This is a genomic window from Gilliamella sp. App6-5, assembly GCF_001690525.1.
In the GTDB taxonomy this organism is placed as follows: Bacteria; Pseudomonadota; Gammaproteobacteria; order Enterobacterales; family Orbaceae; genus Gilliamella; species Gilliamella apicola_H.
This window is the reverse complement of the sequence record NZ_LZGT01000074.1, coordinates 30,940-54,017: the sequence shown is the minus strand read 5'-3', so window position 1 is coordinate 54,017 and position 23,078 is coordinate 30,940. Positions and strand designations below refer to the sequence as shown.

Sequence of the window (23,078 nt, the reverse complement as noted above, 5' to 3'; positions counted from 1 at the left end):
AGACTATATTCCTTGTCTGAGAAGCGGTGTGATGCCTATTTATTACAGCCGTTTCTTGAATTACTGTAAATAACACGAGTAATTCCAGCATATGATTGTTACTTGAAATTGTTGTTAAAAAGTTTCAGAAAACCTTACGTTTCAGTCAATCTTTGTTAATCAATATTGTGTTAAAAGTGCATAAAGTTATTATTTTGTTCAAAATATGCAACATATAACCAAAATTGATATCCATAGTAAAATTAGTTATTTTTATAAAAGTGAAAATCGCGTTATAGTGCTAGCTAAATCAGCGTGTTATGCTGTAATTTAGTCACTAATTAAGGAATCATTCATGATATCAAATAGTATTAATCAACTAAAAAGCGAAATGATCGCGTGGCGCCATCATATTCATGCTCATCCCGAAACCGCTTTCGAAGAAGTTAACACCACCAAATTTATTATCGACAAACTGCAATCGTTTGGTATTACTGAGTTATATACTGATTTTGCACCAACGGGCGTTGTTGGCATTATTAAAGGTAATCAAGAAGGGCGGTGGATTGCACTTCGAGCTGATATTGATGCATTAGATATTATTGAAGAAAATACTATCGATTATTGCTCAACCACGCATGGCAAAATGCATGCGTGTGGTCATGATGGACATACTGCTATGTTGCTCGGCACGGCTAAGTATTTGAGTGAAAACCGTGATTTTGCGGGCACTGTTGTGGTCGTTTTTCAACCTGCTGAAGAAAACGAGGGCGGGGCACGTGTTATGGTTGAAAATGGTTTATTTGAACGATTTCCAATTGAAGCGGTGTATGGCATTCATAATCAGCCTAATATGGAATTAAATCACTTTTATATTAACCATGGACCTATGATGGCTTCGTATGATGTTTTTGAAATTAAAATAACGGGTGTTGGTGCTCATGCAGCAGCTCCTCATTTGGGCAAAGATACGATACTAACTGCCACACAAATCGTTAATGGTTTACAAAGCATTGTTAGTCGTAATGCCGATCCTTTAAGTTCGTTGGTCGTTAGCGTAACGCAAATTCACAGCGGTGATACTTGGAATGTGTTACCGCAAGAAGCGGTGATTCGAGGCACGGTTAGAACATTTAGCGCCCAAGTGCAAGATATGGCTGAAAGTCGCATTAAACAAATAGCAACAGGTATTGCTACAACATTTGAAGCCAAGGCTGAAGTTGATTATCAACGCCGTTACCCAGCGACGATTAATTACGCTAAACAAGCCGATATCGCTATCACTGCGGCTAAAAAAATCGTTGGGCAAGATAACGTAATTATTGATCCTCTTCCTTCAATGGGATCAGAAGATTTTGCTTTTATGCTGCAAAAAATACCGGGTGTGTACGTTTGGCTAGGCGCAGGTAAAGGTGCCAACTTACATAATCCAGCCTTTAACTTCAATGATGAAGTGCTAACAACTGGCGTAAGCTATTTTATTGAAATTGTTAACCAAGAACTTGCGAACTAAGCTAAAACGGTAGGCACAAGGACGGCTGGAATAAACGTGATGTTAGTCCAGCCGGTTGGTCAAAAAATAATTAAAACGTCATTCGGCTATTATCGTTTCCACAAACTCTAAATGGCGTATTTAAATCAATTCCATTATTAAGTACGACTTGGACACAAACGCCGTCTTTGTCATCAAGTTTTGCCGCGGCTAATACTAGTCCACCTTCTCGCCAACCACCAGCAAGTTTATATTCGAGTGTACTGCCAATTTTAGGAAGAACGTCACTAGTGCCTTTTATTACATACATTCCACGAGTGTTAGCACCGCGAAACTGTGCTCTAGCGACCATTTCTTGACCACAGTAGCAGCCTTTTTCAAAGCTAATTGCGTCATAAGATTGTAAGTTACAGGCTTGTGGTAATAAAATTGCCATATTGCTATCATCAATAATAGGATAACCCGCTTGCAAATCAAGTTTTAACCACTCACAGCATGGATTTAAATCATCCGCAATAGGTTCTGGCGTGACCATAATAACGCGCATTTCTGGTAAAGGTACTTTGATATAGGTGATGTTATTTTCAGTAAAACAGCTTGTATCACTTAATTTTGCAGTAATTGCTGGAGGAATTGCATCACCGACCAAACCGATAATATTTAAATCTTGGACTGGTTCGATAGCCACTTTAGAAAAAACGGCGTATTTTGCAAGTTCGGCAATCTGTTTTTTTACAACGCTTTTACGCTCAATATAGTAAATATCGTTACCGCGTTGAAATAATAATAAAGTACTCAACACTCTGCCTTTATTGTCGCAATGAGCGGCATAGAGCGTGGATTGTTCGGAAAGTCGGTTAATGTCGTTGGTTATTTGCCCTTGCAGAAAAATACGGTTATCCTCGCCAGTAACTTTAACTAATTGCCAGTCCGCAAGTGAGGTTGGTTTAGATGAAATATTGCTCATATTGGTACCTTTGGGTAATGAAGAATTCTAGTACTGTTATGACTAGAAGTACTTAGGTGCTGAGTGTATATAAAAAATAAAAAAATAACAATAAAATCAATCAGAAATATTTAAATAAAATTGATAGATTATGGATATTATTCATAATCTATCAAAAATTAATATTGTGAGTGCTCAATTTTATTTGTAATGAACTTAGCTAATTGACTTTATTGATTTTGCTTACAAGTTGATGCAAAATGAATCACTAAATGACTAATTAGTTTCATTGGAGGCAACAACCATGGCAAAACTGTCAGGCGCAGAGATGGTTATTCAATCTTTGATTGACCAAGGAGTAAAACAGATATTTGGTTATCCCGGTGGTAGTGTTCTTGATATTTATGATGCCATTCACACATTAGGTGGTATTGAGCATATTTTAGTTCGTCATGAACAGGCTGCCGTACATATGGCCGATGGTTACGCCAGAGCAACAGGCGATGTTGGTGTAGTTTTAGTAACATCAGGCCCTGGGGCGACCAACACGATTACCGGCATTGCAACAGCTTATATGGATTCGGTACCGCTGGTTATATTGTCTGGACAAGTTGCCAGTAATCTCATTGGTAACGATGCATTCCAAGAATGTGACATGATAGGCATTTCTCGCCCAATTGTTAAACACAGTTTTTTAGTTAAAAACAGTAAAGATATTCCAGAAACCATCAAAAAAGCGTTTTATATCGCCTCGACTGGTAGGCCAGGGCCAGTGGTGATTGATTTGCCAAAAGATATTGTTAATCCTGCGAACAAATATAATTATCACTACCCAAATTCTGTTTTCATGCGATCTTATAATCCAACTATTCAAGGCCATAAAAAACAGATCAAAAAAGCCCTAACCACATTATTATCTGCTAAAAAGCCAGTATTGTTTATTGGTGGTGGTGTAATTGCTGCCGACGCAAGTAGCGAAATTAAAACACTTGCAGAAAAACTCAATCTACCAGTTGCTTCAACGTTGATGGGCATTAGCGCCTTTCCGGGGACCGACAAACATTACCTTGGCATGATTGGTATGCATGGGGTTTATGAAGCCAATATGGCTATGCATAATGCTGATGTGATTTTTGCAATCGGTGCGCGCTTTGATGATCGAACCACCAACAATGTTGAAAAATATTGCCCAAAAGCCAAAATTATTCATGTTGATATTGATCCAACTTCAATTTCTAAAACTATTTTGGTTTCAATTCCGGTGGTGGGTGATGCCAGGGTTGTTCTTGAAACCATGTTATCAATGTTAGATGAGTCCTCTGCCGAACGTGATCTTGATGCGTTGATCGATTGGTGGAAGAAGATCGAACATTGGCGAGCTCGTCACTGTTTGGCTTATCGTCATGACGGTGAAAGCATCAAACCGCAAGAAGCAATCGAAGTATTATACAAATTGACCAAAGGGGATGCCTTTGTGGCAACTGATGTGGGGCAACATCAAATGTTCACGGCACTTTATTACCCATTTGACAAACCGCGTCACTTTATTACCTCGGGTGGACTTGGCACTATGGGATTCGGTTTGCCAGCAGCGCTTGGGGTTAAATTAGCATTCCCTAAAAAAACCGTTGTGTGCATAACAGGTGATGGTAGTATTCAGATGAATATTCAAGAGCTATCAACCGCATTGCAATATGGTTTGCCCGTACTGGTGTTAAATTTAAACAACCGTTTTTTAGGCATGGTTAAGCAGTGGCAAGATATGATTTATGCTGGTCGGCACTCCAGTTCTTATATGGAATCTTTACCTGATTTTGCCAAAATTGCAGAAGCTTATGGCCATGTTGGAATGGTTATAACCAAGCGTGAAGAACTTGAACCAAAACTAAAACAAGCATTAGCCATTAAAAATCGTTTGGTTTTTGTTGATGTCATGACCGATGCAACTGAACATGTGTACCCAATGCAAGTGCGAGGTGGCGCAATGAACGAAATGTGGCTTAGTAAAACGGAGAGAACCTAATGCGTTATATATTATCAATTTTAACTGAGAACGAACCCGGCGCATTATCAAGAATAATTGGCTTATTTTCACAACGTGGTTTTAATATTGAAACAATTACCACCGCGCAAACTGAAGACCCAACTATGCATCGTATGACAATACAAACAACGGGTGATGAGCATGTGCTTGAACAGATCCAAAAACAGTTGCATAAATTGGTTAATGTTTATCGTGTGCATGATTTAACCGAAGGGCCACATGTAGAGCGTGAAATCATGCTAGTAAAAGTTGCAGCAAAAGGTTCTGATGCGCGTGACGAAGTAAAACGTTGTGCCGATATTTTTAGGGGATCGATTGTCGATGTGACCGCAACACATTACATCGTACAATTATCAGGTACGAGTGAAAAACTAGACTCATTTTTAGCTTCAATTCGCGAAACTTGTAATATTGTCGAAACTGTACGCTCAGGGATTATTGGTTTATCACGTAGTGAAAAAACAGTTAAATAGTGATATCCATTATTAGCATTTTAAATAACATTAAGGCGCATAAAGCGCCTTAATGTTATTTAAAATATTAGAAAAAAATAATATAAGGAAAATAGTAAAATGGAGTTTTATTGGTTAATTAAGATTTTTTTGATAGGCCTTGCTATATTTTCTTGGGTTAGTTATAGCTAAAAAAGACATATAAATAAGAAAAATTTAATGGATGTCATTAATGATCGCATATCAATAAGAAAATTAACCGAAAATGAATTTGAACTTTTAGAACCTTATCTGAATAATAAATGGTTAGTATTTCCGTATAAATATCGATCATCATTAATTGATTTAGAGGTATCAAAGATAGTTGGAAACTGTGTCCGTCATAGTTTATATACGAATACTGAAGAAACCTCTTTTTTCCTTATAACATGTACCTCCATATTTTAGATTTTAACGTTGCAGAAATAGATGCAAAGCAAATTTGTAATGTACGTAACATGTTAGGTTATACTGGAATATATAACGGTATTCCAGTTTCAGTCATGGAACACGGAATGGGGATTTGGTCAATTACGCTTTATGTGCATGAATTAATCAATGACTTTCATGTAAAGCGTATTATTCGTATCGGTAGTTTAGGTGTAACACAGCATAGCGGAAAAATGCGTGATGTTATTTTAGCGGTTGCTGTTGGTACTGATTCAATGACTAATCAAAAAAGAGCAAGTGGTTATAATATTGCTACTCCTGCTACTTTTTCTTTATTACACAATGCTTATGAAACTGCTAAAATTATGAATATTCCTATTAAAGCTGGCAATGTCTTTAGTGATGATCTTTATTATGATCCTGATGAATCGTTAATTAGTTCTTTAGAAAAATCAGGTGTTTTAGGCTTCGATATGGAGGTGGCTGGTTTATATGGTATTGCTCAACAATTTAATATTGAGTCTTTAGTCATTTTAACGGTTTCTGACCACTGCCTAACTGGTGAAGAAACCTCTGCTGAAGAGAGATAACTAACATTTAACAATATGATTAAACTAGCCTTACAGGTTGCCATTCAATCTTAAATTATCATGCTAAATCATTTTTCAGGATAATATTATGAAAAATAAGCGATCACTCACATTAATTAGTTTTCTGGCTAATTTTATTATGGCTGGTTTTGCCAGCCAATTTGGTATGTTAATAAAACCGATTGCACAATGTTTTAAAGCTGATATCAATACAGTTGCATTTATCTTTTCTTTATTAACGGTGGTGCTACCGATTAAGACGGGAGTAATTTGCTTTTATTATTTATAATCTATTGTACTTATGTTTTCTTAAAATGATCAAATATGCTAATATAAGTTGGTGTAAATCAATTAGCCTAATTCTATTATCTAAACAATTACAGTCCACTATTTCGGTAAGGGGGCTTACATATTGAGCGAAGACACTATTTTTGAGCTTGATAAAAAATATACGCCTTTTTTATTCAAAGCGATAGAAGCAGCAAAGAAAAGCGAATTTGTGACCAAATATAAATACGATATTGATCATTTTTATATATCATTTGATAATTATATAAGCATAAATAATGGGGTTAGTTGTTATACAATAAGGTTTTATTCGAGAGAGATAACACAAGATAATTGGATGGACGTTGGGGCTGGCGGAATAGTCATAGATGATATAAATGTTGATATAGATATTGATTCTGGCGATGTTATTTCCATTTATGCAAGTCGTTAATATAAAAAAGATATGCGAGCCAGTCCTTACAAAACTTAACAAAAAGGTCAGTGTTTTATATTTGAATGATATCATTTTTTATTTACAATATAAGCTTGTTTTAGTGAGTTATTATGTTTCTTTTTTATCTAAAACAAAACCGTTCTATAAAAATTAATCGATACATCATATAAAAAATTATATTAAACAAGGACTTGATAAATTAAATAGGTTATGGTAGAATGAACAGAGTAGAGCAACACAACACAACACAACACAACACAACACAACACAACACAACACAACACAACACAACACAACACAACACAACACAACACAACATTAATTTATTCTTTTTGTAAAAGAATATTACCAAGCAAGTCCCTCGAAAATTTATTATTTGTTTATAAAAATCACCATAAATACATTATTTATGATCTTAAATTGATAAAAGTACAAAAAATTGAGGTGATAAATTTCATCTTTTTAGTTTTTATGACATTATTAGCTATTACTAATAGTCATGCTGCTTTATCTACAAAGACAATAAAAACAATTGAAGGTTCTGCTCCTTATATCAAATTAAATGGTTCTGCTATTAATGAGTTAGCTGATTTATTAAGTTTTCAAAAATCCGATAGTTCCTCTGGTTCCGTAGTCATTGATCCCTCGATGAACAAAGTAATTTATGCGCATGATGGGGACAAATTTAATCAATTTATTACGAAAGTTGTTGCTGATGGACAACCAAATCACTTATCAAATGTTGTGGGGGTAAGTTATGGTGATGATGATGGTGATTTCGCTCATTTAACTATGGGAATAACTGGTACATTAACTGCTACTTGGCGTTATCGACAGCCAGATGGTACGATAAGAACGTTATCTGCTGATGAATTAAAAAACAATTTAGATTCATGTAAAAGCCCATATCAATTGACGATTAGCGCTGATAATATTAAAGCGCAATCTCAATATGGCATACCATTTGAACATGCTTATGGCAGTCTTAGCAAAACATATACAATAAAAGTTGATGATTTCAAAATTTGTTATATAAAGCCTGCTAGTTTACAAATTTATGATGCTTCTGGCATTGACAAAAATACTTGTACCAATACGACAAATTGCAAATTTATTGGCGGTTATAACCCTAAAGTTTTCTTCCCTAATGAAGGGTTTTCTGCTTTGGCTTCTACTAAGTTTCCGACAACGGCTTTTGATCAAGCAAAATTTACTTTAAGAATGAGTAACGAACAGAGTGATTATATTTATACATCAAGTAATCCGAATTTAGTTTCGATAAGTAATGTAGCAGGAAGTGAAGGTGTTGTTACCTTTAATTCATCTGTTCATCCCAATTTACCTTTTAATGTAATCTTAACAGCAAGGACAAAACCCAATATAATAACGCCTTCAAAAACGTCTATTTATTCTTTTACCATTAATAAATGGATACGCGCACTTCCTCCAACACCATATAAAACAGAGCAGTATTTAGATACTGGAAATGGTATTTTCCCTGCAGCTAATGCTTGTGCTGGACGTGATTTAGGGATGATTAGTGCAGAAGAAGCGGCAAGTTATTTTTATTCGCCAAGTGAATTAACCAATGCACCTAGCGCAGCAACTGCCGTAACCGGGCATGGCATAGGTCTATTTCCTGAATGGTATCATAATCGAGAAGCAAGATTATCGCGAGATATTGACGGTACATTTTACGGAGAATGGGGAAATTTATATAAAGGATACCCTAATAGTGGTTTTGGAGCATCTGTTGGATGTACGTGGAGTAGTCAGGTATATACAAATGCGCTTATATTTGGTATTGATAGGGAAAGCGGTTATGTAGGTTATAATTTGCTTAAATATGATGGTTGCACTCCAGTTTGTCGAAAATAGTAATGATAAATAATATTTTATCGTAGAGTGAAACAATAAAAATTATTGGTAACCAAAAAAATAGCCACATTGGTATTTGTGGCTATTTTTATTAATGAATGATTATTCAATTCCTTGACTACGCAAGTAATCTTCATAATTACCCGTATAATCAATTACTTTTTCTGGGGTGATTTCAACAATGCGTGTTGCCAGTGAGCTAACAAATTCACGGTCGTGCGAAACAAAAAATAGCGTACCTTGATAAAGCTCTAATGCCATATTGAGTGATTCGATAGATTCCATATCTAAATGGTTAGTTGGTTCGTCCATAACAATAATATTAGGACGTTGCATCATCAATTTACCAAATAACATACGTCCTTTTTCACCACCAGATAAGACCTTAACTTGTTTTTTAATATCGTCTTGTGAAAATAATAATCGACCTAGAATACTACGCACGGCTTGTTCATCGTCGTTTGGTTGTTTCCATTGGCTCATCCAGTCAAATACCGTTAAATCGCCTTCAAATTCGTATTCATGATCCTGCGCATAATAACCAATATTTGCGTTTTCAGACCATTTTATATCGCCTTGCTCAGGAGTTAGTTCGCCCATTAGCGTTTTTAATAATGTGGTTTTACCAATACCATTAGTCCCTAAAATAGCAACTTTTTCGCCCACTTCAACCATGAGCTTAAGATTTTTAAAAAGAGGGCCATTGTCAAATCCTTTGGTAAGGTCTTCAACAACAAGCGCATTACGAAATAGCTTTTTATCTTGCTCAAAACGAATAAATGGATTTTGTCGACTAGAAGCTTTGACTTCTTCAAGTTTGATTTTTTCAATTTGCCTTGCGCGTGATGTTGCTTGTTTTGATTTTGATGCATTGGCACTAAAGCGACTAACAAACGATTGCAGTTCACTAATTTGTGCTTTCTTTTTGGCATTTTCGGCTAACAAACGCTCTCTCGCTTGCGTTGATGCGGTCATGTAATCGTCGTAGTTACCCGGATAGATGCGCAATTCACCATAATCTAAATCTGCCATATGGGTACAGACCATATTCAAAAAATGGCGGTCATGCGAAATAATAATCATAGTACTTTCGCGTTGATTTAAGGTATCTTCAAGCCAGCGGATTGTATCAATATCTAAGTTATTGGTTGGTTCATCGAGTAATAAGATATCTGGATTTGAAAATAGGGCTTGGGCTAATAATACCCGTAACTTCCAACCTGGTGCGATTTCGCTCATTAATCCGTAATGTTGCTCAATTGGAATACCAACACCTAATAATAATTCGCCAGCCCGAGATTCGGCACTGTAACCATCCATTTCAGCATATTGGGTTTCTAAATCAGCAACTTTAAAGCCATCTTCTTCACTCATTTCAGGGAGTGCATAGATGCGATCCCGTTCTTGTTTGATCTGCCATAATTCGGTATGTCCCATAATTACGGTATCAAGGACAGTAAATTCTTCAAAAGCAAACTGATCTTGGCGTAATTTACCGAGTCTTTCATGTGGATCTAAAGCCACATTACCTGATGTAGGCACGAGATCGCCACCAATAATTTTCATAAAGGTAGATTTACCACTGCCATTAGCGCCGATTAGACCATAACGATTACCGTTGCCAAATTTAACCGAGATGTTTTCAAATAATGGCTTACTGCCAAATTGCATTGTGATGTTATTTGTACTTAACACGAAAATTGACTCTCTTTAAAATGCGTTTTGCTCAAAAGCAATAATTAGCCTTTGCATGACGTCGCGAAAATATAAATTGGCGCACATTATGCCATAATTAATCATTTTTGAGGATCTTTGTTTTAGATAACGGCATTTAGAAAGGGTATATTTAATTTAATTCTTAACATATTGTAAAATATAATAAAATTTCGTGATGTTTACATTTTATGATTAAAATAATTCCCTAAAATTTACAAGACGTTAGTCGTTTCTCAAATTACTGTCAAAAACGTGAAGCATTCCTAAAATATATTTTACCTTTGATTGCAGGTTTATTGGGGAAAAATATAATCACTTGATATACCGTATAACCCATTGATTGCGATTAAGATTATTTAAATAAAATCAATGCGCTACATAAATAATTTTTATTGTAACATGCACTAATCTTTTACAACATCTGAAGATTATTGATTTGTTGTTGAAAAGTATCGACAATGCAATCCTGACAAAATTTAAATTTTATACTCAATCACTTTTTATACTTAAACACATAGTTACCTGAAACTTTTTGACAAAATTCTCAGGATTTTCATCACAGACAAAAAGCGCCCTAGTGAATCAATAATTATCTTTTTACACTCCTTAACAAATTCCCTAATTTCAAATTTGCAAAACCCGTTTAATCTATTTATACTTTATATTGAATATATAAAATTAAAATTAAAATTAAAATTAAAACAAATATATATCATGAAAAAGGAATCGGAAGCATGTTAAAATGTTGTTTAATAGCTAGCCATCATTTGGGTTTATTTTTCGGATTGAAAATGAGACGTAATTTATTGGTGGTGAGCATTATTAATTCGCTAATATCTTTTCATTTAGTATTAAATTCGAATTTAAATTTACTTATAAAACCTGCAAGGTTTTTATTATCTTATTTTCCTATCACACTATTATTTATTGTTATAAGCCTATTTTTAACTGCCAATATCAACATAGCAAATGCCTTAAGTGCGACAACCAGTAATGTAATCAATGGTAATGCACCATATCTAACCTTTGATGGTGGATTAACTAAGGCAGAAAACACCGAAGCATTACTTGCAATAACCTTAGCAGATGAAATGGAGATAAAAGCAAATGAAGATTTATCAAGCCTTATAAAACCGATAGAGCTACCACAAAGTATAAAAAAGTTTAGTGATATAAAAACAGTGGTGCCACTACCAACATCAGGAAATAGCTATTACCCAAGTATTGATTTAAATAGTTTAATTGGTACTTCATACAATTATTGGGGCGATGATGATGGCGATGGTGATATAAGTGCTACAGGAAGTATAACTGTAAAGTGGCAAGATAATATGGGTAACGATATAACAGCAAACGTAAAAGCAAATCCAACCAAATTATTAAGTACGTCATGTGCTGCAAATTATCAATTAACGATAAAAGCAACCTCCGGTGAATTATTAACACGGTATGGTTCACCTAATAAAAGTACTTTTGATGCAATAGAGCACACTTATTATATTAAACCGCATAGAAATAATATGACCCCTTGTTCAGTATTATATGCACAGCCAAATTTGGCTCATGATAACACTGCTTATGGCGGTCCTCATGATGAAGATGCAAATGGTGAGACATGGGTTGCTTGGAAGGGATACAAAGTATTGAGCATATCAAATAGTGGAAATTATGAAAATTATTCAAGCATAAAAAGAAATAACTTTCCAAGTACAGGATCGCATGGGTTGTATTTTTATTTGTTATTTGAAGGTGTAACCCCAGCAGAAGTATTAGCAGCCAATGGCAGTATAGTAAGTGCAGAAGAAGGGGGGAATGTCAGTTTAATACTAAGCACCGAAAATACGCCAAGATGGGGGCATTCGTATTATGGACCTAAACCATATGGGTATAGCGAACCAGGTTTGAAGATAACGTTAAAAGGACCACGTTATAACTCAAATGATAAAAGCTTTAACCCTGTAACCTTTAGACTGTATGCAGATAGCAGTAAAAGCAAATTATTATATGAATTCAGGCTAATGCGCTGGTATATAGCACAGCCTAAGATTGTATATAATGGAACAGGAAATGGTACAGATGCTCAAACGGCTGTCAGGAATTATTGTCGTAGTTTAGGTAGTGGTTACCGAATACCTGATATGAATGATTATACGAACACTAATAGGAGTGACATTGGTTGGTTAGGTGGGATACCTGGACGGGAGAAATGGGCTGCTCTTCGTCAATTGAGTTACCAAACTGGAGGAAGATGGATAGGGGGAATATTGAATGAATGGGGATGTATAGTCAATGATTGGAATGCTGCAGGCTTTGGTGGCGCATCCAAATGCAATGGTTATACTGGCACCGATTGGGATAGCTATATGTATTGGAGCGCAAATGTGTCATCAAGTGGTGGTTATAACGGAAAAGCATTGTGGGTAATATCGAATGTTGGCGCACCCCGTGTTTTCGGGGATTTTTCTTTCTCAACTTATCGCGCTGTCTGTGTTACGCCATAAAAAGACATATAAAACCTATTATTGGTGGTATATAAAACCACCAATAAAACAATCCAATTTCCATTAGCTATTTTCTTAGCCGCGAAGGGCATCGTACTAGAAAAAATGATCAAGGCATAACATGACTAGGTAGACCACTAATGCACCAATTAAATATGCGATAATTGTGCCAATTGCATCTGCGGTAGCAATAATGTAGCCAGTGTTAAAAAAAGACCCGTACCAATAACGCCACCAAGTGATAGCATAATAAGATGTCGAGTTTTCATGGTGCGTTTGAATTGGTTTTCGGTTATAGATGATGAACTTATATTCATAAGTATACTTTTTGTTTTAGTTATAAAAATAAAAATCCGCCTGAATAATAGGCGGAATAGGTTAGTTTGATAAAGCAATTGGCGAGCTATAAGTGATCAAAGAATTCTTCTTTTGTCATTGTTTTTCCATTTACGCTAACTTCGTTACTATCTTTGGTTAGGCTAACATCAGAATAGATACCTTGAGTTTTGTCATTGCTTAAAGTTAAAAATTTAGCGTTACTGACTAAAAATGCCGACATAAATTGTAGATTTTGTTTTGCTTTAGCAACTTGTGCTGGTGTTACTTCGTTAGCATTAGCGTTTTCAATTTGCGCTGACAAATGAGCTAACACATCAAATGGCGCTTCCAGCTTTAATTTAAGAGAATTGATTTTTTCGTAATCAGCTTTATCAATGGCTGAGCTATCAACTTCAGAAATATCAAACTTTAGGTTAGCATTAAGATCGCCGGCAGCATTATGCCAATTGAATTTATTCAACGAAAATTGGATATTGTGTTTTTTGTTAGTATTGCCGGAGTCAGGATAATCCATTCCTAATTGATTGCTAAAAAGTTGTTTATCAAGACCTTTAAAGTCAAAATCTAATGAACCATTACCCAGATTTTGTTGACCAAAAATAATTGAATCAACACGACTAAAAAACGAACCATCAACGGTGTTGGTGGCGTTATTTAAGACATTTTTTTGGTCCATAACAAATTTATTGATAACAATCGAGACAGGATTTGATCTTAATGATATAGGATAGGTTAATGAAATTTTATCGATTTCAACTTTAGTTGAAATGTCAGAGCCCGAGGTATAGCTACTAATGGTGTAATTACCTTTTCCAATTTCAAATGCACCATCAATGAATGGGATTTCGTTTTGAGTGACCTTAATCGCTTTGCTTGCTAATTTAACGGTGATATATTCACCATAACTCATACCTGCATGCCCAGTAATAAACGGCTGATTACCCGATAGTTTCCAAAGTGTTGGATTGGCTTGTTCGGTCATTTCGTATTCTAACCAAGCCATCTGAGGGGCAAAGGTTCCTTTGGCTAGAGCTGCAACAGGGAAGGGACCGTGATGGATAGTGACATCATCATCAAATAGGGTTTCCGGTTGAGCATTTTCTCCTGTAGCATTTTGCAATGATGCTGTAACGGTTAAATGTAATTTAGTTGAAAAGATATGCTTTTCATAATTACTTTTTATCACGGACACCACAAAATCGTCTTGACTATGGTTAAATTTGTTTGTGATTTGTGCCAATTGATTGTCGATATGATTTTCGAGCATGTTACCGGTGTACCATGCAGTGCCTACGTAAGCAATCCCTAATACAGCAATTATTCCTATAGCAAGTGTGTTTTTTTTCATTATAGTTCTCTTAGTTATTCATTATATTTTAAATTATCATTTTTGATAAGTTGTAAAATCAGCCAACAAATTTTTAATATATTCAATACGATAGATTTATAGTAATTCTGATTTTTATAATTCTAATCGATTTGAGCTTTTTAGGCGATAGTTTTTTGACTTTTTGTAAAACGCATTTAACACAAGTTTAAATTGATACCTTACTGTATTATAGTGAATACATTATTAACCATTAAGCTTGAGTTTAAAGTAATCGCCAAGTTAACCAAAATAACAACTATATGAGTGTTACAAAAACAAATTATAAATTTTTAAAAAAATCCTTTTTATCTAGTAATTGCCCATTTACATTTACGTTTTGACTGCCTTTTGTGTACTGCACATCAGAATAGAAACCTTCTGTTTGATCTTTATTAAAGGTAAAAAATGGGGATTGACTAAAAAGCTTTTTTGATTTGGTTTTGATTACAAAGTTTTCTTTTGCAATTTGTTCTGCTGTAACATGGCTAGCGTTAGGGTTTTCGATTTGTGCTGACAAACGAGCTAACACGTCAAATGGTGCTTCAAGCTTGAATTTAAATGTGTTGATTTTGTCGTAATCTTTTTCATTAATACCTGCGTTATTAATATCTGATATATTAAACAAAAAGTTAACATTGATATCGCCACCAGCATTGTGCCAATTGAATTTATTTAACGAAAATTCGATATTATGTTTGTCGTTTTCACTTATGTCAGGAGCATGTGTTTTAAATTGATAATTGAAAAATTGTTTATCAACCCCCTTGAAGTTAATATCAAGCGATCCATTGCCCAGATTTTGTTGACCATAAATAATCGAACCAATACTACTTACAAGCGAACCCTCAATCGTATTGTTGGTGTCATTTAAGACATTTTTTTGACTCATCACGATTTTATTAATAATTACCGACTCGATTTTTGGGGTGGATGATTTCATATTTAATGTAATTTTATCAATACTGCTTTGCTCATCAATATTTTGATTTTTGTAGTTAACGCGACCTTTGGATTTGAAATTGTTGACATCAAAATTCCCTTTTGAGATAAAACTATCAAAACTGTATTTAATATTGCCAATATTCAATTCATAATCGATGTCTTCTGTTGTACTGAGTGGCTTTAATGACAGATTAAAGTCATCAAAGTTAAAATGGGTATCGTCAGAAAGAAAAACTAATTTATCCAGTTTGATTTCCGCCTTGATATCAGAACCATTGGTATAGCTACTAAATGTATAACTGCCGTTACTGATATCTAAGATACTATCATGAATGGTTGGGATTTCGTTTTGCGAGGCTTTAATCGCTTTGCTTGCAAGTTTAACGGTGATATATTCGCCATAACTCATACCTGTATGCCCACTAATAAACGGCCGATTGCCGGCTAGTTTCCAAAGCGTTGGATTAGCTTGTTGGCTCATTTCATATTCTAACCAAGCCATTTGTGGGGAAAAAGTCCCTTTGGCAAGCGCAGCAATAGGGAAGGGGCCATGATGGATAGTGACATCGTCATCAAATAAGGTTTTTGGGGTAGCATCTTGGATAGTAGATTCATTTGGTGACACTGTCACAGTTAGGTGTACTTTAGTTGAAAAGGTACCCTTTTCATAATGACTTTTCGTAACGGAAAATGTGAAAAGGTCTTGAATCTGATTAACTTTGTTTGTGACTTGGGCTAATTGGTTGTCGATATGATCTTCAATCATGTTACCAGTGTACCATGATGTACCTACATAAACGATACCCAATACAGCAATGATTCCTATAGCAAGCGTGCTTTTTTTCATTATGATTCTCTTAATTATTCATGATATTTCAAAATATTATTCTTGATGTTTTGCAAAATCAACCAATAAATTTTTAATATATTCAATGCGATCGATGCGTTGTAATTCTGATTTTTGTAATTTTAATCGATTTGAATTTTCTAGGCGATAATTTTTTGGTTCTTTTTGAATTATTTCAATTAAATAATCGACCGATACCTTGTTGTCACTCCCAAATTCAATATAACCGCCTTTTTCACCAAATTCGATTTTGGTAATGCCCAATTGGCTTGCATGATAACGGATTTTGGTGGTTTCTAATAAAAACAGCACGGCATCGGGTAATTGACCAAAGCGATCACGCATTTCGACTTGAATGTCAGTGAGTTCGGCAAGATCGGTGATGCTTGCAATACGTTTATATAGTGATAAGCGTGTATTGACATCGGGAATAAAGTCATCAGGGATTAATGTTGGCAATCTTAATTCTACTTCGGTTTGTTGGCTATTAAGTAATGATTCCAGTGTGGGTTCTTTGCCTTCTTTTAGTGATTTGACCGCATCATCAAGCAGTTCAATATAAAGGTTAAAGCCAATAGTTTCAATTTGTCCACTTTGATCACTACCTAATAGCTCGCCTGCACCCCGAATTTCAAGATCGTGCGTAGCTAAGGCAAAACCTGCACCTAAATCTTCTAGGGAGGCGATCGCATCTAAGCGCTTTTTAGCATCTTTAGTGAGTAATTTAGGGTGTGGCGTTAATAAATAAGCATAGGCTTGATGGTAAGAACGTCCAACTCGCCCCCTGAGTTGATGCAACTGAGCTAAACCGAATTTATCGGCACGATCAATAATAATAGTATTGGCGTTAGGGATGTCGATACCGGTTTCAACAATGGTAGTACAAACAAGTATGTTAAAGCGTTGATGATGAAAGTCATTCATCACACGTTCTAAGTCGCGTTCATGCATTTGCCCATGTCCAATGGTAATGCGTGCTTCGGGCACCAGTTCTGCCAGTTTTTCGCTGACTTTTTCGATATCAGAGATGTCATTGTGTAAATAATAAATCTGACCACCACGTAAAATTTCACGTAAAATGGCTTCTCTAATCACAAGATCATCATATTCTCGAACAAAGGTTTTTACCGCCAGTCGTCGAGCAGGTGGCGTTGCGATAATCGAAAGATCTCGCATACCACTCATTGCCATGTTTAGCGTTCGTGGAATTGGGGTTGCTGTTAGCGTTAAAATATCGATATTTGCTCGCATTGCTTTAATGCGTTCTTTTTGACGAACGCCAAAGCGGTGTTCTTCATCAACAATTAGTAAACCTAAATCTTTCCATTTGATATCTTCTTGTAGCAATTTATGCGTACCAATCACAATATCAATTTTGCCTTCGCCAAGAGCTTCTATAATGGCTTTTTGTTGTTTGGCTGTTTTGAAGCGAGACAGACTCTCTATACGGATAGGCCAATTGGCGAAACGGTCGCAAAAGCTTTCGTAGTGTTGTTCAGCAAGCAGGGTTGTTGGCACTAAAACAGCTGTTTGTTTATGATTAATCACGGCTAAAAACGCAGCACGAATAGCAACTTCGGTTTTACCAAAACCCACATCACCGCAGACTAATCGGTCCATGGCATAAGGCGAGCACATGTCGCCAATGACTGCACCAATAGCATTTTGTTGATCATCAGTTTCTTGATAAGGGAATCCTTGGCAAAATAGTTCATATTGCTCACGGTCTTGTTGAAATTGAAATCCAGGTTTGCTTTCACGTTCAGCATAGATATCGAGTAACTCCGCTGCGACATCACGCACTTTTTCGGCCGCTTTTTGCCGAGCCTTACTCCAAGCATCAGTGCCTAATTTATTCAGTGGGGCGTTTTCTTCATCGCCACCTGAGTAACGACTTATTAAGTTTAATGACGAAACTGGCACATAAAGTTTGGTTTCATTAGCATATAACAAAATGAGATATTCTGCCGTAATTCCGCCTGTTTCTAATGTGGTGAGCCCTGCATAGCGACCGACACCATGTTCTAAATGAACAACGGGTTTACCTGGTGTGAGTTCAGCTAAACTTCGAATAAGTGAATCGGTATTGATGGCTAGTTTACTTTCTTTTTTACGACGAATAACACGTCGACCTAGTAACTCATTTTCGGTAATAAACGCAAAATTATCTTGCTGATTAATAAAACCTTGCTCGCTAGCACCAACAATTAAATAAAATCGGCTATTCGCATTGTTGGGTTCATCGAGCTGCTTGATGGTAGTTGGATGAATACGAATTCTGCCAAGAATTTCTTGTAAAGCTTCTTTGCGTCCTTCTGATTCAACCGAAAAGATGATTTTTCCTGAAAAATCATCAACAAATTTTTGAAATTGCAAATAAGGATCTTTTTGTTGGATCTCAATAGCAATGTTAGGCAATGTTGCATAAGGTAAATTAATATTTTTACTTGATTCAGTTGTTGCCACATGCGATACAACCATTCTTGGATAGTTTTTAAAATTGGCAAAAATTTCGTCAGTTTTAGACCAAATAACACTTGGTGCAAGTAATGGTCGCATAGGATCGACTTTGCGACTTTCATAACGCTGAGTAATGTCTTGCCAATACTTATTAGCATATTGCTCAATATTAACAGTATTGATAATTAAGGTATTAGCTAAAAAATAAGAAAATAGTGGTGTTAATGGTTCGTTAAAAAACAGTGCTTGCCAATATTCAATACCCGTTGGCAAAATATTTTTGCTCACTTGTTGATAGATACTTTCTGCATCTAATCTGACTTCAAATTGTTCTCGCCATTGACTACGAAACAGTTCGATAGCCGTTTTATCAAAAGGAAATTCGTGCGCTGGTAGCAATTGTATTTCAGCGATTTCATCAAAGGTGCGCTGCGTTTCAACATCAAAAGTGCGAATGCTGTCGATCTCATCATCAAAAAAATCGATACGATAGGGTTTATCACTGCCCATAGGGTAGATATCAAACAAAGCACCACGAGTGGCATATTCGCCATGCTCCATTACTTGGCTGACTGAGCGATAACCAGCATTTTCAAGTTGAAGACGTAAATGTTCACGACTAATTTGTAAGCCTTTTTTCATCATAAACACGTGTCCACCCAAATAGCTTTGTGGGCAAACTTTTTGCATTAAGGTATTAATGGGCAAAATTAATGCCCCTTTGGTTAAATGTCCAAGATGATAAAGGCAAGACAGGCGTTCTGATACGATATCTTGATGGGGCGAGAAGCTATCATAAGGCAATGTTTCCCAGTCAGGAAAGATAATAGAAGGAAATGGTGAAAATTGTTTAAGTTCTTCGTGAATACGCGAGGTTTGTTGCATATCATCGGTCACAATCACAACTAAACCTTCATGCGCGTCTATTGCTTGGGCACAAAATTGTGATAAGGATGAGCCAACAAGCTGCCCAATTTGCTTTACTTCACCTGACTTTTGGGGAATTATGTTTGAAATATTAACTGTTTTAGGCATGATGAATTTGTTGATATCGTTGAAAAATTATCACCAGATTATAACGTAAGTACGTGGTTGTTTTCTATAACTGTTTAATCCTGTATGATAAGCACCTTGCATTTAACTAGCAAAACTTTGTCAAAAAGTTTCAGGTAATATATACGTTTATGTCAAAAATATTTCGTCCATTAGTATTTTATATTGGTTTGCGTTATGTCTATGGCCAAAAAACGGATGGCTTTGGTCGCTTCGTATCATGGTTGTCGATGATTGGTATTATGCTGGGTTCTATTGGTCTAATTGTTGTGTTATCTGTGATGAATGGATTAGAAGACCAGATGCAAAACAGTATTCTAAGATTCTTTCCACAGGCGCAAATCACTTCTATTAAAGGTAGACTTGATCCAAATGCTAATCCTAGTTCATCATTTGAAAAGATTAAAGGCGTTAATCGTATCACGCCTTTAGTCACTAGCGATGTGGTATTACAAAGTGAACAAAGTATTACTGTGAGTACGTTGATGGGGATTACATCAGAAGATAATGATCCTATCAATGATTATATCTATAGCGGATCGGTATTTGATCTACAAGCGGGGCAGTACAATGTCATTATTGGACAAACATTAGCCAATCAATTAGGCGTAACCGTTGGTGATAAAATTCGCTTAATGGTGACAGATGCCAGTCAAATCACTCCAGTTGGTCGTATTCCGTCGCAACGTTTATTTAACATTGTAGGGTTGTTTTCTGTTAACCATGACATCAATCAAGCGCTTATTTATGTCAATCGATCTGACGCTAAAAATCTATTACGTTATCCAGCCAATATGATTAGCAGTTGGCGTCTGTTTCTAGACAAACCACTTGATATTGCATCAGTAACAAATACTCAATTACCTGAAGGCTTAGTGTTTAACGATTGGCGAGCAAAACGTGGTGAATTATTCCAAGCCATTAAAATGGAAAAAAACGTCATGGGATTACTCATTAGCCTGATTGTAATTGTAGCCGCTTTTAATATTATTACCTCGTTAAGCTTACTGGTGATGGAGAAGCAAGGTGAAGTGGCTATTTTAAAAACTCAAGGGCTATCACGATTTAAAATTATGTTAATTTTTATTATTCAAGGCGCAAGTTCGGGCGTAATCGGTACACTATTAGGTAGTGCCGTAGGATTGCTACTTGCTGTTAACTTAAATGAAATCATGCAAGTGTTAGGTTTATCTTTAGCGGGTATTTTGCTACCGTCACTGGTTGAACCAACGCAAATTATTTTTATTATTATCGGATTGCTTATGTTATCTTTAATTTCAACTCTTTATCCTGCATATCGCGCCGCCAATATCCAACCTGCCGAGGCTTTACGTTATGAATAATACAGAAAAATTGCTTTCAGCTAAAAATCTTTATAAAACTTATAAAGAAGGCAAAATGGTGACCGAGGTATTAAAAAATGTCTCGTTTGATATTTATCCAAAATCATTACTCGCCATTATTGGGAGTTCCGGTTCAGGTAAAAGTACCTTATTGCATTTACTTGGTGGACTTGATAAACCAACCTCAGGCGAGATTATCTTTAATTCTCATCAGCTAAGTCAATTATCTGAACAAGAAAAGGCACGTCTACGCAATCAAGAAATCGGTTTCGTTTATCAATTTCACCATTTATTGCCTGATTTTACGGCACTTGAAAATGTGACGATGCCATTGTTAATTGGCGGTGTGTCGCCAAATGAAGCTAAAAAGCGGGCTATGGCAATGCTAGAGTCAGTTAACTTAGTCAAACGAGCTCATCATCGACCTTCTGAACTTTCGGGAGGGGAACGTCAACGCGTGGCAATAGGGCGTGCATTAATTAATAACCCAGCCTTAGTGATGGCTGATGAGCCAACGGGTAACCTTGACAAATCAACGGCAGATTCTATTTTTGAACTGTTGATTAAATTAAACCGTGAACACGGTACCGCGTTTTTGGTTGTTACACATGATCTTGAATTAGCCAATAAACTTGATAAACAATGGGTAATGAGAGATGGGCAACTTTCTGATAGCGCATTATCAGATAATCAATTAATGGATAATTAATATGAATTTATCTTTAATTACCGCTCTCAAATTTCGGAAAGGACGTCGCAAAAGTGGTATGGTGTCGTTAATTTCGATTATTTCAACACTCAGTATTGCTATTGGTATTGCTGCATTAATTATTGGGTTAAGTGCTATGAATGGCTTTGAGCGGGAGCTACATAATCGTGTTTTATCGGTCGTACCGCATGGTCAATTATATCCAGAATATGGCAATTTAGATAATTGGCGTCATGTGCAACAAGAGCTTACAAACAGTAACAATATTGTATCGGCAGTACCCTTTGTAAGTTTTACTGGGCTTATTGAAAATGGTAGTAAACTCGGTGCTGTTGAAGTACAAGGGATTGATCCTGAACAAGAAAAGCAAATCAGTGCACTGCCTAATTATGTGCTGAATAATAAATGGCAAGATTTCAAACCTGATAGCCAACGCATCATTATTGGTGCGGGAATTGCCAAAAGCTTGTCGGTGAGCGAAGGAGGATGGGTTTCTTTATTAATTCCTGCTTCGAGTACTCCAAACCAACTTAAGCCACCGAAAAGGGTTCGTTTGCAGGTGGTAGGTATATTAGAGTTAAGCGGTAGTTTAAGCAATAATGTCGCCTTACTACCCTTAACCGATGCACAAAAGTTACTTGATATAAGTGACAGTGTCACAGGGATCATGATTAATGTAAATAATGTTTACCAAGCTAATCAGATTATTGGACAAGCCTCGTTGAATCTAGAAGAAAACCTATCATTTAATAGTTGGGAAAACTCATTTGGCTTTATGTATCGTGATATTCAAATGATCAGGCAAATCATGTATCTGGCCATGATTGTGGTTATTGGCGTTGCTTGTTTTAATATTGTATCAACTTTAGTTATTGCCGTAAAAGATAAACAGCGCGATATTGCTATATTAAAAACGCTAGGTGCAACCAACCAACTAATTAAATATATTTTTATTTGGTATGGGGTGATTTCTGGATTAATTGGTAGCTTAATCGGGGTAATTTTAGGCGTGGTATTGTCTTGGCAACTGTCTAATATTATGGGAATTGTTGAGTCATTAATGGGGCACAAAATTTTAAATAGTAATATCTATTTTATCGATTTTTTACCCTCGGAAATTCATCTATTTGATGTGTTGGTAGTGTTTATAACTTCCATGTTACTTAGCTTAATTGCCAGCTATTATCCCGCTAGGCGAGCTTGTAAAGTCGAACCAGCTCGAATCTTAAATAGTTTCTAGAATTGAGCTGCATAAAAAGGCACTG

At 35.9% G+C, this 23,078-nt stretch carries 14 protein-coding genes and 3 pseudogenes; 11 read left to right on the top strand and 6 right to left on the bottom strand.

Annotation, left to right across the window (positions count from 1 at the left end; genetic code table 11):
• The first annotated feature begins 334 nt into the window (after positions 1 to 334).
• The gene (locus A9G24_RS08850) at positions 335 to 1,492 is read left to right on the top strand and encodes a M20 aminoacylase family protein (protein ID WP_065638685.1); all 1,158 of its coding nucleotides are present in this window, start codon (positions 335 to 337) and stop codon (positions 1,490 to 1,492) included.
• A 70-nt stretch (positions 1,493 to 1,562) separates the two neighbouring features.
• On the opposite strand, the gene ygfZ is transcribed toward A9G24_RS08850, so the two are convergent.
• On the bottom strand, positions 1,563 to 2,438 hold the full coding sequence (gene ygfZ / locus A9G24_RS08845; protein WP_065638684.1) for a tRNA-modifying protein YgfZ: 876 nt from the start codon (positions 2,436 to 2,438) through the stop codon (positions 1,563 to 1,565).
• A 283-nt stretch (positions 2,439 to 2,721) separates the two neighbouring features.
• Between ygfZ and ilvI the strand changes: the two genes are divergently transcribed.
• The 6 genes and pseudogenes from ilvI (at position 2,722) to A9G24_RS08815 (ending at position 8,534) form a co-directional block, all read left to right on the top strand.
• Positions 2,722 to 4,440 carry an acetolactate synthase 3 large subunit gene (ilvI, locus tag A9G24_RS08840; protein ID WP_065638683.1) on the top strand — a complete coding sequence of 573 codons (1,719 nt, stop codon included), beginning with the start codon at positions 2,722 to 2,724 and terminating at the stop codon, positions 4,438 to 4,440.
• Positions 4,440 to 4,934 (top strand): acetolactate synthase small subunit, encoded by a 495-nt coding sequence (gene ilvN, locus A9G24_RS08835; protein ID WP_065586122.1) that lies wholly within the window; start codon positions 4,440 to 4,442, stop codon positions 4,932 to 4,934. The genes ilvI and ilvN overlap by 1 nt, the downstream gene beginning before the upstream one ends.
• 446 nt (positions 4,935 to 5,380) lie before the next feature.
• A pseudogene (locus A9G24_RS08830) lies at positions 5,381 to 5,932 on the top strand (phosphorylase family protein); the annotation flags it as partial.
• Positions 5,933 to 6,020: 88 nt separating this feature from the next.
• Positions 6,021 to 6,170 (top strand): annotated as a pseudogene (locus A9G24_RS08825) (MFS transporter TsgA); the annotation flags it as partial.
• A gap of 174 nt (positions 6,171 to 6,344) precedes the next feature.
• Positions 6,345 to 6,653 (top strand): hypothetical protein, encoded by a 309-nt coding sequence (locus A9G24_RS08820; RefSeq protein WP_218056276.1) that lies wholly within the window; start codon positions 6,345 to 6,347, stop codon positions 6,651 to 6,653.
• A gap of 423 nt (positions 6,654 to 7,076) precedes the next feature.
• Positions 7,077 to 8,534 carry a hypothetical protein gene (locus A9G24_RS08815; protein WP_141673130.1) on the top strand — a complete coding sequence of 486 codons (1,458 nt, stop codon included), beginning with the start codon at positions 7,077 to 7,079 and terminating at the stop codon, positions 8,532 to 8,534.
• A 102-nt stretch (positions 8,535 to 8,636) separates the two neighbouring features.
• On the opposite strand, the gene A9G24_RS08810 is transcribed toward A9G24_RS08815, so the two are convergent.
• On the bottom strand, positions 8,637 to 10,229 hold the full coding sequence (locus tag A9G24_RS08810) for an ABC-F family ATPase (protein WP_065638678.1): 1,593 nt from the start codon (positions 10,227 to 10,229) through the stop codon (positions 8,637 to 8,639).
• A gap of 812 nt (positions 10,230 to 11,041) precedes the next feature.
• Here A9G24_RS08810 and A9G24_RS08805 point away from each other — a divergent pair.
• The gene (locus A9G24_RS08805) at positions 11,042 to 12,751 is read left to right on the top strand and encodes a hypothetical protein (protein WP_141673129.1); all 1,710 of its coding nucleotides are present in this window, start codon (positions 11,042 to 11,044) and stop codon (positions 12,749 to 12,751) included.
• A 111-nt stretch (positions 12,752 to 12,862) separates the two neighbouring features.
• Here the strand turns inward: A9G24_RS08805 and A9G24_RS12530 are convergent.
• The 4 genes and pseudogenes from A9G24_RS12530 to mfd form a co-directional block, all read right to left on the bottom strand.
• Positions 12,863 to 13,068, bottom strand: a pseudogene (locus tag A9G24_RS12530) (S-methylmethionine permease); the annotation flags it as partial.
• An 86-nt stretch (positions 13,069 to 13,154) separates the two neighbouring features.
• Entirely contained in the window at positions 13,155 to 14,438 is a 1,284-nt protein-coding gene (locus A9G24_RS08800) for a YdgA family protein (protein ID WP_065638676.1), read from the bottom strand.
• Positions 14,439 to 14,739: 301 nt separating this feature from the next.
• Positions 14,740 to 16,248, bottom strand: a complete 1,509-nt coding sequence (locus A9G24_RS08795; protein WP_065638675.1) for a YdgA family protein — start codon at positions 16,246 to 16,248, stop codon at positions 14,740 to 14,742.
• Between the two features lie 36 nt (positions 16,249 to 16,284).
• Positions 16,285 to 19,743, bottom strand: a complete 3,459-nt coding sequence (mfd, locus tag A9G24_RS08790) for a transcription-repair coupling factor (protein ID WP_065638674.1) — start codon at positions 19,741 to 19,743, stop codon at positions 16,285 to 16,287.
• 158 nt (positions 19,744 to 19,901) lie between these two features.
• Between mfd and lolC the strand changes: the two genes are divergently transcribed.
• Genes lolC through lolE form a run of 3 tightly spaced genes read left to right on the top strand, consistent with a single transcriptional unit; the run spans position 19,902 to position 23,053 of the window.
• Positions 19,902 to 21,104: a lipoprotein-releasing ABC transporter permease subunit LolC gene (gene lolC / locus A9G24_RS08785; RefSeq protein ID WP_065638725.1), complete on the top strand. Its 1,203-nt coding sequence runs from the start codon at positions 19,902 to 19,904 to the stop codon at positions 21,102 to 21,104.
• Positions 21,097 to 21,813 (top strand): lipoprotein-releasing ABC transporter ATP-binding protein LolD, encoded by a 717-nt coding sequence (lolD, locus tag A9G24_RS08780; protein WP_065638673.1) that lies wholly within the window; start codon positions 21,097 to 21,099, stop codon positions 21,811 to 21,813. The genes lolC and lolD overlap by 8 nt, the downstream gene beginning before the upstream one ends.
• A 1-nt stretch (position 21,814) precedes the next feature.
• A complete protein-coding gene (gene lolE, locus A9G24_RS08775) occupies positions 21,815 to 23,053 on the top strand; it encodes a lipoprotein-releasing ABC transporter permease subunit LolE (protein WP_065638672.1) in 1,239 nt (412 codons plus the stop codon).
• Positions 23,054 to 23,078: the final 25 nt, after the last annotated feature.

Bases quoted from the DNA above. Each gene is read 5' to 3' on its own strand.
- A9G24_RS08850 (WP_065638685.1), top strand. From the start codon at position 335: ATGATATCAAATAGTATTAATCAACTAAAAAGCGAAATGATCGCGTGG.
- ygfZ (WP_065638684.1), bottom strand. From the start codon at position 2,438: ATGAGCAATATTTCATCTAAACCAACCTCACTTGCGGACTGGCAATTA.
- ilvI (WP_065638683.1), top strand. From the start codon at position 2,722: ATGGCAAAACTGTCAGGCGCAGAGATGGTTATTCAATCTTTGATTGAC.
- ilvN (WP_065586122.1), top strand. From the start codon at position 4,440: ATGCGTTATATATTATCAATTTTAACTGAGAACGAACCCGGCGCATTA.
- A9G24_RS08805 (WP_141673129.1), top strand. From the start codon at position 11,042: ATGAGACGTAATTTATTGGTGGTGAGCATTATTAATTCGCTAATATCT.
- A9G24_RS08800 (WP_065638676.1), bottom strand. From the start codon at position 14,438: ATGAAAAAAAACACACTTGCTATAGGAATAATTGCTGTATTAGGGATT.
- A9G24_RS08795 (WP_065638675.1), bottom strand. From the start codon at position 16,248: ATGAAAAAAAGCACGCTTGCTATAGGAATCATTGCTGTATTGGGTATC.
- mfd (WP_065638674.1), bottom strand. From the start codon at position 19,743: ATGCCTAAAACAGTTAATATTTCAAACATAATTCCCCAAAAGTCAGGT.
- lolD (WP_065638673.1), top strand. From the start codon at position 21,097: ATGAATAATACAGAAAAATTGCTTTCAGCTAAAAATCTTTATAAAACT.
- lolE (WP_065638672.1), top strand. From the start codon at position 21,815: ATGAATTTATCTTTAATTACCGCTCTCAAATTTCGGAAAGGACGTCGC.